At 65.2% G+C, this 14119-nt stretch carries 22 protein-coding genes, 1 tRNA gene and 2 pseudogenes; all 25 read right to left on the bottom strand.

Annotated elements, in window-relative coordinates:
- A pseudogene (locus MBEBAB_RS13190) lies at positions 1–202 on the bottom strand (30S ribosomal protein S5); the annotation flags it as partial.
- Positions 203–213: 11 nt separating this feature from the next.
- Positions 214–576: a 50S ribosomal protein L18 gene (gene rplR / locus MBEBAB_RS13185; RefSeq protein WP_021698487.1), complete on the bottom strand. Its 363-nt coding sequence runs from the start codon at positions 574–576 to the stop codon at positions 214–216.
- 3 nt (positions 577–579) lie between these two features.
- Positions 580–1113, bottom strand: coding sequence for a 50S ribosomal protein L6 (gene rplF / locus MBEBAB_RS13180; RefSeq protein ID WP_021698486.1), 534 nt, complete (start codon positions 1111–1113; stop codon positions 580–582).
- Position 1114: 1 nt separating this feature from the next.
- Entirely contained in the window at positions 1115–1513 is a 399-nt protein-coding gene (gene rpsH, locus MBEBAB_RS13175) for a 30S ribosomal protein S8 (RefSeq protein ID WP_021698485.1), read from the bottom strand.
- Between the two features lie 15 nt (positions 1514–1528).
- A complete protein-coding gene (gene rpsN, locus MBEBAB_RS13170) occupies positions 1529–1834 on the bottom strand; it encodes a 30S ribosomal protein S14 (RefSeq protein ID WP_021698484.1) in 306 nt (101 codons plus the stop codon).
- 22 nt (positions 1835–1856) lie between these two features.
- A complete protein-coding gene (gene rplE / locus MBEBAB_RS13165) occupies positions 1857–2417 on the bottom strand; it encodes a 50S ribosomal protein L5 (RefSeq protein WP_021698483.1) in 561 nt (186 codons plus the stop codon).
- The gene (gene rplX / locus MBEBAB_RS13160) at positions 2417–2725 is read right to left on the bottom strand and encodes a 50S ribosomal protein L24 (RefSeq protein ID WP_021698482.1); all 309 of its coding nucleotides are present in this window, start codon (positions 2723–2725) and stop codon (positions 2417–2419) included. Before rplX ends, rplE begins: the two co-directional genes overlap by 1 nt.
- Before the next feature lies 1 nt (position 2726).
- On the bottom strand, positions 2727–3095 hold the full coding sequence (gene rplN / locus MBEBAB_RS13155) for a 50S ribosomal protein L14 (protein WP_021698481.1): 369 nt from the start codon (positions 3093–3095) through the stop codon (positions 2727–2729).
- A gap of 18 nt (positions 3096–3113) precedes the next feature.
- A complete protein-coding gene (gene rpsQ, locus MBEBAB_RS13150) occupies positions 3114–3362 on the bottom strand; it encodes a 30S ribosomal protein S17 (protein ID WP_021698480.1) in 249 nt (82 codons plus the stop codon).
- A gap of 10 nt (positions 3363–3372) precedes the next feature.
- Positions 3373–3570, bottom strand: coding sequence for a 50S ribosomal protein L29 (gene rpmC, locus MBEBAB_RS13145; protein WP_021698479.1), 198 nt, complete (start codon positions 3568–3570; stop codon positions 3373–3375).
- Positions 3567–4007 (bottom strand): 50S ribosomal protein L16, encoded by a 441-nt coding sequence (gene rplP / locus MBEBAB_RS13140; RefSeq protein ID WP_021698478.1) that lies wholly within the window; start codon positions 4005–4007, stop codon positions 3567–3569. Before rplP ends, rpmC begins: the two co-directional genes overlap by 4 nt.
- A gap of 3 nt (positions 4008–4010) precedes the next feature.
- On the bottom strand, positions 4011–4763 hold the full coding sequence (gene rpsC, locus MBEBAB_RS13135) for a 30S ribosomal protein S3 (RefSeq protein WP_021698477.1): 753 nt from the start codon (positions 4761–4763) through the stop codon (positions 4011–4013).
- Entirely contained in the window at positions 4763–5143 is a 381-nt protein-coding gene (gene rplV / locus MBEBAB_RS13130; RefSeq protein ID WP_021698476.1) for a 50S ribosomal protein L22, read from the bottom strand. Before rplV ends, rpsC begins: the two co-directional genes overlap by 1 nt.
- 3 nt (positions 5144–5146) lie before the next feature.
- Complete coding sequence (gene rpsS / locus MBEBAB_RS13125) at positions 5147–5425, bottom strand: 30S ribosomal protein S19 (RefSeq protein ID WP_021698475.1); 279 nt, start codon at positions 5423–5425, stop codon at positions 5147–5149.
- A 1-nt stretch (position 5426) separates the two neighbouring features.
- Positions 5427–6262: pseudogene (rplB, locus tag MBEBAB_RS13120) on the bottom strand (50S ribosomal protein L2).
- A 4-nt stretch (positions 6263–6266) separates the two neighbouring features.
- Complete coding sequence (locus MBEBAB_RS13115) at positions 6267–6572, bottom strand: 50S ribosomal protein L23 (RefSeq protein ID WP_021698473.1); 306 nt, start codon at positions 6570–6572, stop codon at positions 6267–6269.
- Complete coding sequence (gene rplD / locus MBEBAB_RS13110) at positions 6572–7210, bottom strand: 50S ribosomal protein L4 (protein ID WP_021698472.1); 639 nt, start codon at positions 7208–7210, stop codon at positions 6572–6574. Before rplD ends, MBEBAB_RS13115 begins: the two co-directional genes overlap by 1 nt.
- Complete coding sequence (gene rplC, locus MBEBAB_RS13105) at positions 7207–7965, bottom strand: 50S ribosomal protein L3 (protein WP_021698471.1); 759 nt, start codon at positions 7963–7965, stop codon at positions 7207–7209. Before rplC ends, rplD begins: the two co-directional genes overlap by 4 nt.
- 22 nt (positions 7966–7987) lie before the next feature.
- Positions 7988–8293: a 30S ribosomal protein S10 gene (gene rpsJ / locus MBEBAB_RS13100; RefSeq protein ID WP_021698470.1), complete on the bottom strand. Its 306-nt coding sequence runs from the start codon at positions 8291–8293 to the stop codon at positions 7988–7990.
- A gap of 348 nt (positions 8294–8641) precedes the next feature.
- The gene (locus tag MBEBAB_RS13095) at positions 8642–9610 is read right to left on the bottom strand and encodes a GIN domain-containing protein (RefSeq protein WP_021698469.1); all 969 of its coding nucleotides are present in this window, start codon (positions 9608–9610) and stop codon (positions 8642–8644) included.
- Positions 9611–9882: 272 nt separating this feature from the next.
- Positions 9883–10461, bottom strand: a complete 579-nt coding sequence (gene nusG, locus MBEBAB_RS13090) for a transcription termination/antitermination protein NusG (RefSeq protein WP_021698468.1) — start codon at positions 10459–10461, stop codon at positions 9883–9885.
- A gap of 22 nt (positions 10462–10483) precedes the next feature.
- Positions 10484–10705, bottom strand: coding sequence for a preprotein translocase subunit SecE (secE, locus tag MBEBAB_RS13085; RefSeq protein ID WP_306302036.1), 222 nt, complete (start codon positions 10703–10705; stop codon positions 10484–10486).
- Between the two features lie 149 nt (positions 10706–10854).
- Positions 10855–10930 (bottom strand) — tRNA-Trp (locus MBEBAB_RS13080).
- Between the two features lie 122 nt (positions 10931–11052).
- Positions 11053–12390: a hemolysin family protein gene (locus tag MBEBAB_RS13075; protein WP_021698466.1), complete on the bottom strand. Its 1338-nt coding sequence runs from the start codon at positions 12388–12390 to the stop codon at positions 11053–11055.
- Between the two features lie 538 nt (positions 12391–12928).
- On the bottom strand, positions 12929–14119 hold the full coding sequence (gene tuf, locus MBEBAB_RS13070) for an elongation factor Tu (protein ID WP_021698464.1): 1191 nt from the start codon (positions 14117–14119) through the stop codon (positions 12929–12931).

Here is a 14119-nt window from a genome sequence, read left to right as displayed (position 1 = left end):
CGACCCGGCCCTTGCCGTCGCCCACCACCATCAGGGCGGCGAACGAGAAACGACGACCGCCTTTGACGGTCGCGGCCACACGGTTGATGTGGACCAGCTTTTCAACGATGTCGCTGTCCGGGCCGTCGGCCTGGGGAGCGTTGCGGTTGTCACGACGATTGCGATCGTTGCCGCCGCCGCCGCGTTGGGGTTGGTGCGCCATGCTGCGGTTCCTTAGAAGTTCAGGCCGGCTTCACGCGCGGCTTCCGCCAGCGCCTTCACCCGACCGTGATAGATATAGCCGCCGCGGTCGAAGACCACGTCCTTGACGCCCTTTTCGATGGCGCGCTCGGCGATGAGCTTGCCGATGCGGGTCGCGGCGTCCACGTCCGAGCCCTTGTGCTTCTTGCCCTTCTCGCCTTCCAGCGAGGAGGCCGAAGCCACCGTGACGCCCTTGGCGTCGTCGATGATCTGGGCCGAGATGTTCTTGTCCGAACGGTGGACCGACAGGCGCAGACGGCCGTTGGCCACCGCCTTGAGGCGACGACGGGTGCGCTCGGTGCGGCGCTTCGCGGTTTGGATAGAAGAGAGAGCCATGACTTACTTCTTCTTGCCTTCCTTACGACGGACCTTTTCGCCCGCGTAACGGATGCCCTTGCCCTTGTAGGGCTCGGGCGGACGGAGCTTGCGGATCACCGCCGCGATCTGACCCACCGACTGCTTGTCGGAGCCCGAGATCTTGATCTCGGTCTGCTTGGGCGTGGCGAAGGTGATGCCGGCGGGCGGGGCGATGTCCACGTCGTGGCTCAGGCCCAGCTGCAGCGACAGCGACTGACCCTTCATGGCGGCGCGGTAGCCCACGCCGACCAGTTCCAGGGTCTCCTCGAAGCCGTCGGTCACGCCGATCACCATGTTGGCGACCAGGGTGCGCGAAAGGCCCCACATGGAGCGAGCCCGCTGGGTGTCCGAACGCGGGGTCAGCGAGAGCTCGTCGCCCTCGTGCTTGACCTCGATGTCCTCGACCACGGTCCAGGTCGCTTCGCCCTTGGGCCCCTTCACCGAAACGGTCTGGCCGTTCAGGGTCAGGGTCACGCCCTTGGGCACGGAGATGGTTTTCTTGCCGATGCGGGACATATCAATACACCTTGCAGAGGACTTCGCCGCCCACGTTGGCCTCGCGGGCCGCCGTGTCGGACATGACGCCCTTCGAGGTGGACAGGATCGAGATGCCCAGGCCGTTCTTGACCGGCTTCAGGTCGCCGATGGCCGAATAGACCCGACGGCCCGGCTTGGACACGCGGCTGATCTCCGCGATGACCGGCTGGTCATCGAAGTACTTCAGCTCGATCTCGAACTGCGGGAACTCGCCGGGGTTCTGAACCAGCGAATAGCCGCGGATGTAGCCCTCGTCCTGCAGCACGTCCAGGACGCGCTGGCGCAAGCGGGAAGCCGGGGTGAGCACCTTGGAACGCTTGCGCATGGCGGCGTTCCGGATGCGGGCGATCATGTCGCTCAGGGGATCGTTGATCATCATGTCTGTTCGCTCCCCTTACCAGCTGGACTTGGTCATGCCGGGGATCTGCCCCAGCGATGCGAGTTCGCGCAATGCGATACGGCTCATCTTGAGCTTGCGGTAGTAGGCGCGCGGACGGCCCGTGACCTCGCAGCGGTTGCGGATGCGAACGGCGGCCGAGTTGCGCGGCAGCTTGGCGAGCTTGAGGCGAGCCTCGAAGCGCTCTTCCAGCGGCTTTGCCTCGTCGTTGGCGATCGCCTTGAGCGCGGCGCGCTTCTCGGCGTATTGCGCGACGAGCTTCTTGACGCGTTCGTTGCGATTGACGGCGGATTTCTTAGCCATATCGGTTCTTTTCCCTTCCCGCTCAGTTCGTCACGAACGGGAACTTGAACTCGGTGAGGAGAGCCTTGGCTTCCTCATCGGTCTTGGCCGTGGTGCAGACGACAATGTCCATGCCCCACATCTGGTCGATCTGGTCGTAGTTGATCTCCGGGAACACGATGTGCTCGCGAAGGCCGGTGGCGTAGTTGCCGCGACCATCGAAGGAGGTGCCCTTCAGGCCCCGGAAATCCTTCACGCGCGGCAGGGCCACGGTGATGAACCGGTCCAGGAACTCGTACATGCGGTCGCCGCGCAGGGTGACCTTGCCGCCGATGACCATGCCTTCGCGCAGCTTGAAGCCGGCGATGGAGTTGCGGGCCTTGGTCGGGACCGCCTTCTGGCCGGCGATCATGGTCAGATCCTTGAGGGCCGCGTTGGCCTTCTTGGAGTCCGCCACCGCTTCGCCGATGCCCATGTTCAGGACGATCTTGTCCAGACGGGGCGTCTGCATGGCGTTGGTGTAGCCGAATTTCTCGGTCATCAGGGCCTTGATGCGGTCCTGATAGTCGGCCTTCAGCCGGGGGGTGTACTTTTCGGTGGCCATCAGATGACGTCTCCGGTCGTCTTGGCGAAGCGGACCTTCTGGTCCTTCTCCACCTTGAAGCCCACGCGGGTCGCCTTGCCGTTGGCGTCGGCGATCGCGACGTTCGACAGGTGAAGCGAGGCTTCCTTGTGCTTGATGCCGCCGTTCGGGTCAGCCTGGGTCGGGCGCGTGTGGCGCTGGACCATGTTGACGCCCTGGACGACGACGCGGTTCTCGGACGGCAGCACCTTGACCACCTGGCCCGTGCGGCCCTTGTCCTTGCCGGTCAGGACGATCACGTTGTCGCCCTTCTTGATCTTGGCGGCCATGTTACAGGACCTCCGGAGCCAGCGAGATGATCTTCATGTGGTTCTTGGCGCGCAGTTCGCGAGGAACCGGGCCGAAGATCCGCGTGCCGACCGGCTCGTTCTGCTTGTTGACGATGACAGCGGCGGACTTGTCGAAGCGGATCACCGATCCGTCCTTGCGCTGGATGTCCTTGGCGGTGCGCACGACGATGGCGCGCACGACGTCGCCCTTCTTCACGCGGCCGCGCGGAATGGCTTCCTTGACGGAAGCGACGATCGTGTCGCCCACCGAGGCGTAGCGGCGCTTGGAGCCGCCCAACACCTTGATGCACATGACCCGGCGAGCGCCCGAATTGTCGGCCACCTCCAGGTTAGTTTGCATCTGGATCATGGGATCCGATCCTTCTTCTTAACTGGCCGAGGCCTGGGTGTCGGAGACGACTTCCCAGCGCTTCAGCTTGGACTTCGGGGCGCACTCGGCGATGCGGACGATTTCGCCTTCCTTGGCGACGTTCGCTTCGTCGTGAGCGTGGTACTTCTTGGACAGGCGCACCGTCTTCTTCAGAAGCGGGTGCAGAATGGTGCGGTTGACGCGGACCACCACGGTCTTGTCGCCCTTGTCGGACACGACCACGCCTTCGAGAATACGCTTGGGCATCTTCGTTTCCTTAAGCGGCCGCCTGCTTCTCGCGCAGAAGCGACGAGACGCGGGCGATGTCCTTGCGGACTTCATTGACGCGGTGCGTCTTCTCAAGCTGGCCGGTGGCCGCCTGGAAGCGCAGGTTGAACTGTTCCTTCTTGAGCTTGATCAGCTCGTCGGACAGCTGGTCCGGGGTCAGGCCCCGCAGATCGGCGATCTTGGTCATGCCGCTTGCTCCGAGTGGGCGATGCCGGCGTCAAGGCGGGTGACCACCTTGGTGCGGATCGGCAGCTTGGCGGCGCCGAGGCGCAGCGCCTCGCGGGCCACGTCGTCCGGCACGCCGTCGATTTCAAACATCACGCGGCCGGGAGCCACGCGGGCGGCCCAGTGATCCACCGCGCCCTTGCCCTTGCCCATGCGGACTTCGGCGGGCTTGCCGGAGACCGGCACGTCCGGGAAGATGCGGATCCACACACGGCCCTGGCGCTTCATCTGGCGGGTGATCGCGCGGCGGGCCGCCTCGATCTGACGCGCGGTGATGCGCTCGGGCTCCATGGCCTTCAGGCCGTAGGAGCCGAAGTTCAGCGCGAAGCCGCCCTTCGAGGAGCCGTGGATGCGGCCCTTGAACGCCTTGCGGTACTTGGTCTTTTTGGGTTGCAGCATGACTTAGCTCTCACGTCCCCGGTCACGGCGCGGACCGCGATCACCGCGGGGGCCACGCTCGCGGCCTTCATTCGACGACGGGCCGGAAGCTTCCTGGGCCCAGCGCTTGTCCTGCGCCATCGGGTCGTGCTCCAGCACCTCGCCCTTGAAGACCCACACCTTCACACCGATGATGCCGTAGGTCGTCTTGGCCTGGATGAAGCCGTAGTCGATGTCGGCGCGCAGGGTGTGCAGCGGCACACGGCCTTCGCGATACCATTCCATCCGCGCGATTTCCGCGCCGCCCAGACGGCCCGACACATTGATCCGGACGCCCTTGGCGCCCAGACGCATGGCGGACTGCATCGCGCGCTTCATGGCGCGACGGAAGGCGATCCGGCGCTCCAGCTGCTGGGCGATGTTCTCGGCGATCAGCTGGGCGTCGGTCTCGGGCTTGCGGACCTCGACGATGTTCAGGTGAACTTCGCCCTCGGTCATCGCCGCGATGTCCTTGCGCAGCTTCTCGATGTCGGCGCCCTTCTTGCCGATCACGACACCCGGACGGGCGGCGTAGATCGTCACGCGGCACTTCTTGTGCGGACGCTCGATGATGATGCGCGAGACCCCGGCGCCCGACAGGCGGCCCTTCAGGTATTCACGCAGCTTCAGGTCCTGATGCAGCAGGCGCGCATAGTCGCGGTCGCCGGCGAACCAGCGGCTGTCCCAGGTGCGGTTGATGCCCAGTCGGAAGCCGACCGGATTGATTTTCTGTCCCATCAGGCGGCCTCGCCGGCTTCACGGACCACGATGGTGATCTCGCTGAACGGTTTCAGGATGCGCGACGAGCGACCGCGAGCGCGGCTCGCGAAACGCTTCATCACCATGTTCTTGCCCACGAAAGCCTCGGCGACGACCAGGTTGTCGATGTCGAGGTTGTGGTTGTTCTCGGCGTTGGACACGGCCGAGTACAGCGCCTTGCGGACGTCGGTCGAGATGCGCTTGCGGCTGAATTCCAGCTCGTTCAGCGCCTTCTGGACCGGCAGGCCGCGGATCGACTGCGCGACAAGGTTCAGCTTCTGAGGGCTGATGCGCACGTTGACCAGCTTGGCGCGGGCTTCGGCGGCGCCGACACGGCGCGGATTGGAGGACTTGCCCATGGCTTACTTCCTCTTGGCCTTCTTGTCCGCCGCGTGACCCGGAAAGCTCCGGGTCGGGGCGAACTCGCCGAACTTCATGCCGACCATGTCCTCGGACACGTGCACAGGGATGTGCTTCTGCCCGTTGTGGACACCGAAGGTCAGGCCGACGAACTGCGGCAGGATGGTGGAGCGGCGCGACCAGGTCTTGATCACGTCCTTGCGGCCCGAGGTCTGGACCGTTTCGGCTTTCTTGAGGAGATACCCGTCGACAAACGGGCCTTTCCAGGACGAGCGGGCCATATCAGCGAGCCTTCTTCACGTGGCGGCTACGGATGATGAACTTGTCCGTGGCCTTGTTCTTGCGGGTGCGGGCGCCTTGGTGTCCTTGCCCCACGGGGTGACCGGGTTCCGGCCGCCCGAGGTGCGACCCTCACCACCACCGTGCGGGTGGTCGATCGGGTTCATGGCGACGCCGCGAACGTGCGGGCGCCAGCCCATGTGACGCTTGCGGCCCGCCTTGCCCAGGTTCTGGTTCATGTGGTCCGGGTTGGACACGGCGCCGATGGTGGCCATGCAGCCGTCCAGGACCATGCGCAGCTCGCCCGAACCCAGACGGATCTGGGCGTAGCCCTGGTCGCGGCCGACCAGCTGGGCGTAGGCGCCGGCCGAACGGGCCAGCTGGGCGCCCTTGCCCGGCTTCATCTCCACATTGTGGATGATGGTGCCGACCGGGATCGAGCGCAGCGGGGCGGCGTTGCCCGGCTTCACGTCGACCTTGTCGCCGGCGATGATCTGGTCACCGGCCTTCAGGCGCTGCGGCGCGATAATGTAGGTCTTCTCGCCGTCGGCGTAGTTCACCAGGGCGATGAAGGCGGTGCGGTTCGGGTCGTACTCAAGACGCTCGACCGTACCGACCACATCGAACTTGCGACGCTTGAAGTCGATCTTGCGGTACAGCTTCTTGGCGCCGCCGCCGCGGAAGCGGACGGCGATGCGACCACCCTGCCCGCGGCCGCCTGATTTGCTCAGGCCCTCGGTCAGGGACTTTTCCGGGCGGCCTTTGTGCAGCTCGGAACGGTCGACCAGCACCAGGGCGCGGCGGCCCGGGGACGTCGGATTGAAATGCTTCAGAGCCATCGGTTCAGAGCCCCGTGGTGACGTCGATTGACTGGCCGTCGGCCAGCGTCACGATCGCTTTCTTGATGTCGTTCCGACGGCCCTTGATGCCGCGGAACCGCTTGGTCTTGCCCTTTTGAACCAGGGTGTTGACCTTGACGACGTTGACCTTGAACAGGCTCTCGACCGCAGCGGCGATCTCGTCCTTGGTGGCGTTCTCCGCGACCTTGAACACGACCTTATTCTGCTCGGAGAGCAGGGTCGTCTTCTCGGTGATCAGCGGCGCCAGGATCGTGTCGTAATGACGGGCGGTGGGTTGAGCGGCAGCCATTATGCGGCCTCCTTCTCGGAGAAGCGGGCCTCGATCGCCTCGACGGCGGCCTTGGTCAGCACCAGCTTGTTCGCGCGCAGGATGTCATAGACGTTCAGGCCGGCGTTCGGCAGCACGTCGATGTGCGGGATGTTGCGGGCGGCCAGGCCGAACCCGGTATCCACTTCCGGACCAGCGATGATCAGCGCCTTGTCCCAGCCCAGCTTGCCGAAGGTGGCGCGCAGGGCCGAGGTCTTGGCTTCCTTGACCGTCAGGTCCGACACCACCACCAGCTCGCCGGCCTTGGCCTTGGAGCTCAGGGCGTGGCGCAGGGCCAGGGCCCGGACCTTCTTGGGCAGCGAGAAGCCGTGATCGCGAACGATCGGGCCGAAGGCGCGCGAACCACCCACGAACTGGGGCGCACGACGCGAACCGTGACGAGCGCCGCCGGTTCCCTTCTGCTTGTACATCTTCTTGCCGGTGCGGCTGTTCTCGTTGCGGGTCTGGACCTTGTGGGTGCCGGCGCGGCGCTTGGCCAGCTGCCAGTTCACCACACGGGCCAGAAGGTCGCCGCGGATGTCCTCGATGCCGAACACAGCGTCGTTCAGCTCGATGTCGCCGGCCTTCTTGCCGTCGAGATTGGTTACAGCGATTTTCATTGCTCTTCACCGCCTTCGGAGGCTTCAGCCGCCACGGCTTCGTCGGCCGGCTTGTCAGCGGGCTGCGAAGCGGCTTCGGCGCCGGCCTTCTTGAACGCGCCGGGGAACGGCAGGTCGGCCTGGTTCTTCTTGTTGGCGTCGCGGACCTTCACATAGGCGCCGTCGTGGCCGGGCACAGCGCCCTTGACCAGGATCAGGCCGCGCTCGGTGTCGATGCGGACGATGGTGAGGTTCTGCTGGGTGACAGTTTCCTGACCCAGGTGACCGGCCATCTTCTTGCCCTTGAAGACCTTGCCCGGATCCTGACGCTGGCCGGTCGAACCGTGCGAACGGTGCGACACGGACACACCGTGGGACGCGCGCAGGCCGCCGAAGTTCCAGCGCTTCATGGCGCCGGCGAAGCCCTTGCCGATGGTCAGGCCCTGGATGTCCACCTTCTGACCGGCCACGAAGTGGTCGGCCGTGAATTCGGCGCCCACGTCGATCAGCGCGTCTTCCGACACGCGGAACTCGGTCACATACCGCTTCGGCTCGACTTCGGCCTTGGCGAAGACAGCTCGTTGAGCCTGGTTGGTTCTCTTCGCCTTCCTGGAGCCGGCGCCCAGTTGAAGCGCGACGTAACCGTCACGCTCCTGGGTGCGCTGGCCAACGACCTGACAGCCATCAAGCTGCAGAACGGTGACCGGAATGTGCGCGCCGTCTTCAGCGAAGACGCGCGTCATTCCCAGCTTCTTGGCGATCACGCCCGTACGCATGTCGGATCCCGCCTCTTCTCTCTTAAATCTTGATTTCGACGTCCACGCCGGCGGACAGGTCGAGCTTCATGAGCGCGTCCACGGTCTGCGGGGTGGGGTCGACGATGTCGAGCACGCGCTTGTGCGTGCGGATTTCAAACTGCTCGCGCGACTTCTTGTCGACGTGCGGCGAGCGGTTGACGGTGAATTTCTCGATCAGAGTCGGCAGCGGAATCGGGCCGCGAACAGTCGCGCCGGTACGCTTGGCCGTGTTGACGATTTCGCGCGTGGAATGGTCCAGGACGCGATGATCGAAGGCCTTCAGCCTGATGCGGATGCTTTGATCCATATCGGTTGTTTTTCCTACAGCGGTCGGTGGACCGCGTCCCTGTGAACCATTTCAAAGACCGGAGCCTTTGGGTCTTTCGACCCTCAGGGTACGCACGTCCGCAAAAACGATCGGCCCACGCAGGAACCTGCGAAGGCCGGTGAACTCCTGGGCACTGTAAAGAACAGGGTCTCAGGTCGTTCCTGCGGGCCGCGTCTGCACCCGGGGGTGCACAGCCGGTCCAACAAGAGTGGGGGCTTATGACGGTTGATTCCGCTTTCGTCAAGCGGAGTGGAGCCGGAAAAGCCGGAAAGACGAAAGGGCCCCGCGGACCGGCCGCGAGGCCCTCGCCTCAATGCTCGCCCGGCCTTATTCGCCGATGCGGATGTCGCCAGAGCCGACGATGCTGCGATTGACGCTGCCGGTGGCCTCGGCCACCCGCACATCGCCCGAACCCGCGATTGAGGCGCTCACGTCGCCCGCCCGGCCGTTGAAGACTACATCACCGGACCCGACGATCGAGACGTCCAGCGACCTGACCTCGCCGCCGTCAACGCGAACGTCTCCCGACCCGGCGATGGACACATCCATCGCATCGCCCTGCACACGGCCGATGCGCAGGTTGCCGGAGCCGGCCACGGCCACGTCCGTCGAGGCCGTGGCCGCCAAGGTCACGTTGCCCGACCCTGTGATGGCGATGTCGGCGTCGCCGGTAGCTCCGGCGCTGACATCGCCCGATCCGGCCACCGCCAGGTCCAGGGTACGCGACGTTCCCGCCCGGATCGTGCCCGACCCTGAGTTGCTGATGTCCAGGTCGCCGTCGGTGTTGGCCACGGTCCAGTCGCCGCAGCCGCGGTTGCCCAGTTCGATGCTGCTGGCGCCCCGGCCGATGGAGCCGAACACCGCCCCGCCGGAGCCGCCCCGGACGATGCCGAGCAGGCGGCTGCGACCGCCCGAGCGGCCGGCGTCCACGTCCACGTCGCGCGGGGTGCGGACCACCACCAGGGGCGCGTCGCTGACATTGATGGTTCCGTGGCCGCGCACCTCGACCCGGGCGCCCTCGCCCGGCTGGCGCGCGTTGGCGGGACCGGAGGTGCAGTTGCGCACCGCGCTGCCCGACAGACCGCCGTCGATGATGATGTCCGAGCCCCGGCGCGTCACCGTCAGGCGGTCCAAAGTGGATGATCCGTGTTCGATCTCCACGGCGATGTCGGTGCGGTCCTCGGGGATCACCACCACGCGGGCGACGGCGTCACGGATCTCCACCTCGCCGGCATGAGCGACCCCTGCGAGGGCGAGGGCGGCGGTGGCGGCGGCGACCAGATAGGCGGGTTTCATGGCTTGGTTCTCCCTGTCGTGTTGACAGGAATTCGCCACAAAGCCCGCGGGAAGTCATTTTAAATCGAGGTCATGAACCTGTGTCATGAAACCCTCTCCCACTGGGAGAGGGCTGCGCGCAGCGGCTTGCGAAGCAAGGCGCTCCTTCGCGCGCAGGGTGAGGGTCGGGTGTTTAGACGCTTACGGGACGGCCCTCATCCCCCGCGCCAGAACGAAGCCGCCTCGCGGCTTCGTGCGCGGGTTCCCCTTCTCCCATTGGGAGAAGGAACGGATCAGTTCGCGACCTTCTCCACCTGATTGTATTCCAGGTCCACCGGGGTGGGACGACCGAAGATGGACACGGCCACGCGAAGACGCGCGCGCTCCTCGTCCACGCTCTCCACCGCGCCGTCGAAGCTGGCGAACGGACCGTCGATGACCTTGACGGTCTCGCCGATGTCGAAGCGGATGGTGGGCTTGGGACGCTCCACGCCCTCCTCCACGGCGCCGATGATGCGCTCGACTTCCTTGTCCGAGACCGGCAGCGGACGCGTGCCGCCCTGGGAGCCCAGGAAGCCGGTCACCTTCGGCGTGTTCTTGACCAGGTGATAGGCCTCGTCGCTCAGCTCCATCTTCACCAGCACATAGCCGGGGAAGAATTTGCGCTCGGAGTTCACCTTCCGGCCGCGACGGATCTCGACCACGTCCTCGGTCGGCACCAGGATTTCGGAGAAATTCTCTTCCAGACCCTGCTGGCGAGCCTGGTCGCGCAGATGCTGCGCCACCTTCTTCTCGAAGTTGGAGTGGGCGTGGACAATGTACCACTTGTGCCGGGGATTGCTCGGCTTGGTTTCGGGCGCCGCATCGGTCACGTGCGCGTCTCCTTGTTTGTTTTTATCGGCCGAAGGAAATGATCTGCTGGAAGACCCAGCCCAGGCCGAAGTCCACCACCCAGAAGAACAGGGCGGCGATCATCACCAGGATCAGGACCATCACCGAGGTGATCCAGGTCTCCTTGCGGCTGGGCCAGGTGATCTTGCGGGCTTCGGCGCGCACCTGCGACAGGAACTGGGCCGGCGAGGTCTTCTTCCTGGGCGCCGGAGCGTCCACGGTCACGGTCTGACCCGCGCCTGTCGCCGCCGTCTGCGTCCTGTTTCCTCCGCGGCGTCCGCCGGGAGTTTTCGCCTTGGCCATCTGTTCGTCTCTAACGCTTCAAAGGTGTCTGGATCGCCAGATGGGGAAGGTCCCATGTCGCGACAACGGGGTGGCAGGAGTTGAGGGACTCGAACCCACGACCCCCGGTTTTGGAGACCGGTGCTCTACCAGCTGAGCTAAACTCCTATGGCCCCGGACAAAGAACAGCGCGCCGGAAGGGCGGACCCCACGGCGCGCAAGGCCTTCGCCAGACCGGGGGCTATGCCCCACGACGCGCCGCATTTCAAGCGGGGATGCGCTTCCGCCCGTCAATCCTGCTCTTCTGCCGCCTCTCGCGCCGCCCGCTCTTCTTCCTTGTGGATCAACTGGGTGAAAAGCAGCTTGTCGATACGGCGGTCATCCATGTCCACGACCTCGACCTCGAAGCGGCCCAGTTGCAGAATCTCGCCCTCGTTCGGCACCCGGGACAGTTTGTGCAGCACCAGGCCGGCCACGGTGTGGAAGCCGTCCGTCTCGCCGAACTCCTCGCCCAGTTCGTCGGCCAGTTCGTCGATGTCGGTGCGTCCGTCCACCAGCCAGCTGCCGTCATCGCGCTTGATGATGTCGGCGTTGACCTCGTCGTGGCTCTCGTTGAAGTCGCCGGCGATCATCTCCAGCAGGTCGGTGGCGGTGACCACCCCTTCGAAGGCGCCGTACTCGTCCACCACGAAGGCCATGTGGACCTTGGAGCCCTTCAGGATCTCCAGCGCCTTCAGCACCGAGGTGGACTGGGGAATGAAGGCCGGCTCGGCCACCAGCTTCTCGATGTTGAACTCGCCGTTGTCGAGCAGGCTGTCCAGCAGGTCCTTCTTGTGGACCACGCCGATGGGGTTATCCACGTCGCTCTCGCGGGCCACCACGATGCGCGAATAGGGGCAGGTGCGGATCTCGTCGCGCAACTGCTTTTCGGTGTCGTCCAGGGCGATCCAGAACACTTCCGGCCGCGGCGTCATGGCCACGCGGATGGGGCGGTCGCCCAGACGCAGGATCTCCTCGATCATCAGCTGCTCTTCCGGCTCGATCAGGCCGGCCGAGGTGCCTTCCGCCAGGATGGTCTCCACCTCTTCCTGGGTGACGTCCGTGCCGTCCTTGTCCTTGATGCCCAGGGCCTTGAGGATGCCGGAGGTGGAGATCGTCAGCAGCATGACGAAAGGCTTGAGCACAACGGCCACGGCCGAAATGGGCGCCGCCATTCGGGACGCCACCGGCTCGGGAAAGATCAGGGCGATGCGCTTGGGCACCAGCTCGCCGACGATCACCGAGACATAGGTGATGCACACCACCACCAGGCCCGTGGCGACCACCTCCGACCATGCCGCGGCCGCGGGGAAGGTCGCTTCCAGGAAGGTGTTGATCTCGCCGGCGATGGTGGCCTGGCCATAGGCGCCCGCCAGGATGCCGATGAGGGTGATGCCCACCTGGACGGACGACAGGAACTGGGTCGGCTCCTCCGACAGCTTGAGGGCCTTGCGCGCGCCTCTGTCGCCCCGCTCGGCGCGGGCCTGAAGTCTGGATTTCCGGGAGGACACGACCGCGAGCTCGGTCATGGCGAAAAGCCCGTTCAGCACGATCAGGAGCAGAACGACGGCAATGGCTATGAGCAACATTTAGGGGTTTTGGAACCCGGAGACGCGGCGCGATCAGCGGCTGCCGCATAGGCACATTAGGCGATAGGCGCGAGTTTCGCCACGGTTTCCTCTTGGAAAAGGCCGGGGCGGCGCCCTCGTCAGACGCTCATGCCGATGACGACGCCGATGAACAGCCCGATCCTGATCGCACGCAACATGGTTTCCAGATCCTTAACGTCCGTTTCCGAACGTAGAGACCAGCCCATGGGTTGCAGCAACCACCCTCGCCCCGAGGTTGCGGATTAACCGCAAGATTCACCTGATCCTTCTCCCTGTGGGAGAAGGGGGAACCCGCGCACGAAGGCGCGTCAGCGGCTTCGTTCTGGCGTGGGGGATGAGGGGCGGACGCTCAAGCCGGAAACGCCCGACCTCACCCTGCGCGCTGAAGAAGCGGTCTGCTTCGCATCCCGCTGCGCGCAGCCCTCTCCCATCGGGAGAGGGAAGTTTATGCCGGACAGCAAAACGGCCCCGGAGTTTCCTCCGGGGCCGCTCTGTATTCAGATCGCAAGAACCGAGCTTACTCGGTGATCTTGGCCACCACGCCGGCGCCGACGGTGCGGCCGCCTTCGCGGATGGCGAAGCGGAGCTTCTCTTCCATGGCGATCGGGGTGATCAGCTCGACGTTCAGCTCGGCGTTGTCGCCGGGCATGATCATCTCGACACCTTCCTTCAGGTGCACGATGCCGGTCACGTCCGTGGTGCGGAAGTAGAACTGCGGACGGTAGTTCGTGAAGAACGGCGTGTGACGGCCGCCCTCTTCCTTGGTCAGGATGTAGGCCTCGGCCACGAACTTGGTGTGCGGGGTGATGGAGCCCGGCTTGCACAGCACCTGGCCGCGCTCGACGTCTTCACGCTTGGTGCCGCGCAGCAGCACGCCCACGTTGTCGCCCGCCTGGCCCTGGTCCAGCAGCTTGCGGAACATTTCCACGCCCGTGCAGGTGGTCTTCTGAACGGGGCGGATGCCCACGATCTCGACTTCCTCACCCACCTTGACGATGCCGCGCTCGACCCGGCCCGTCACCACGGTGCCGCGGCCCGAGATCGAGAACACGTCTTCCACCGGCATCAGGAACGGCAGGTCCACCGGACGCTCCGGCTGCGGGATGTAGCTGTCCACCGCCGCCATCAGCTCAAGGATGCGCTCCTCGCCGATCTGCGGGTCACGGCCTTCCACCGCGGCCAGGGCCGAACCCTTGACCACCGGGATGTCGTCGCCGGGGAACTGGTACGACGAAAGCAGCTCGCGCACTTCCATCTCCACCAGCTCGAGCAGCTCCTCGTCGTCGACCATGTCGACCTTGTTCAGGAACACCACCAGCGCCGGAACGCCGACCTGACGGGCCAGCAGGATGTGCTCGCGGGTCTGGGGCATCGGGCCGTCGGCGGCCGAGCACACCAGGATCGCGCCGTCCATCTGGGCGGCGCCCGTGATCATGTTCTTCACATAGTCGGCGTGGCCCGGGCAGTCCACGTGGGCGTAGTGACGGTTGGCCGTCTCATACTCGACGTGCGCCGTGTTGATCGTGATGCCGCGCGCCTTCTCTTCCGGGGCCGCATCGATGTCCGCATAGGCCATCGCCTTGGCGCCGCCGGCCTTGGCCAGCGTCATCGTGATCGCCGCCGTCAGCGTCGTCTTGCCGTGGTCAACGTGGCCGATCGTGCCGATGTTGCAGTGCGGCTTGTTACGTTCGAACTTTTCCTTGGCCAT

This window comes from Brevundimonas abyssalis TAR-001 (genome assembly GCF_000466985.1).
Taxonomy (GTDB): Bacteria; Pseudomonadota; Alphaproteobacteria; order Caulobacterales; family Caulobacteraceae; genus Brevundimonas; species Brevundimonas abyssalis.
The sequence above is the reverse complement of the archived record's forward strand: the minus strand, read 5'-3'. Positions and strand labels throughout refer to the sequence as shown.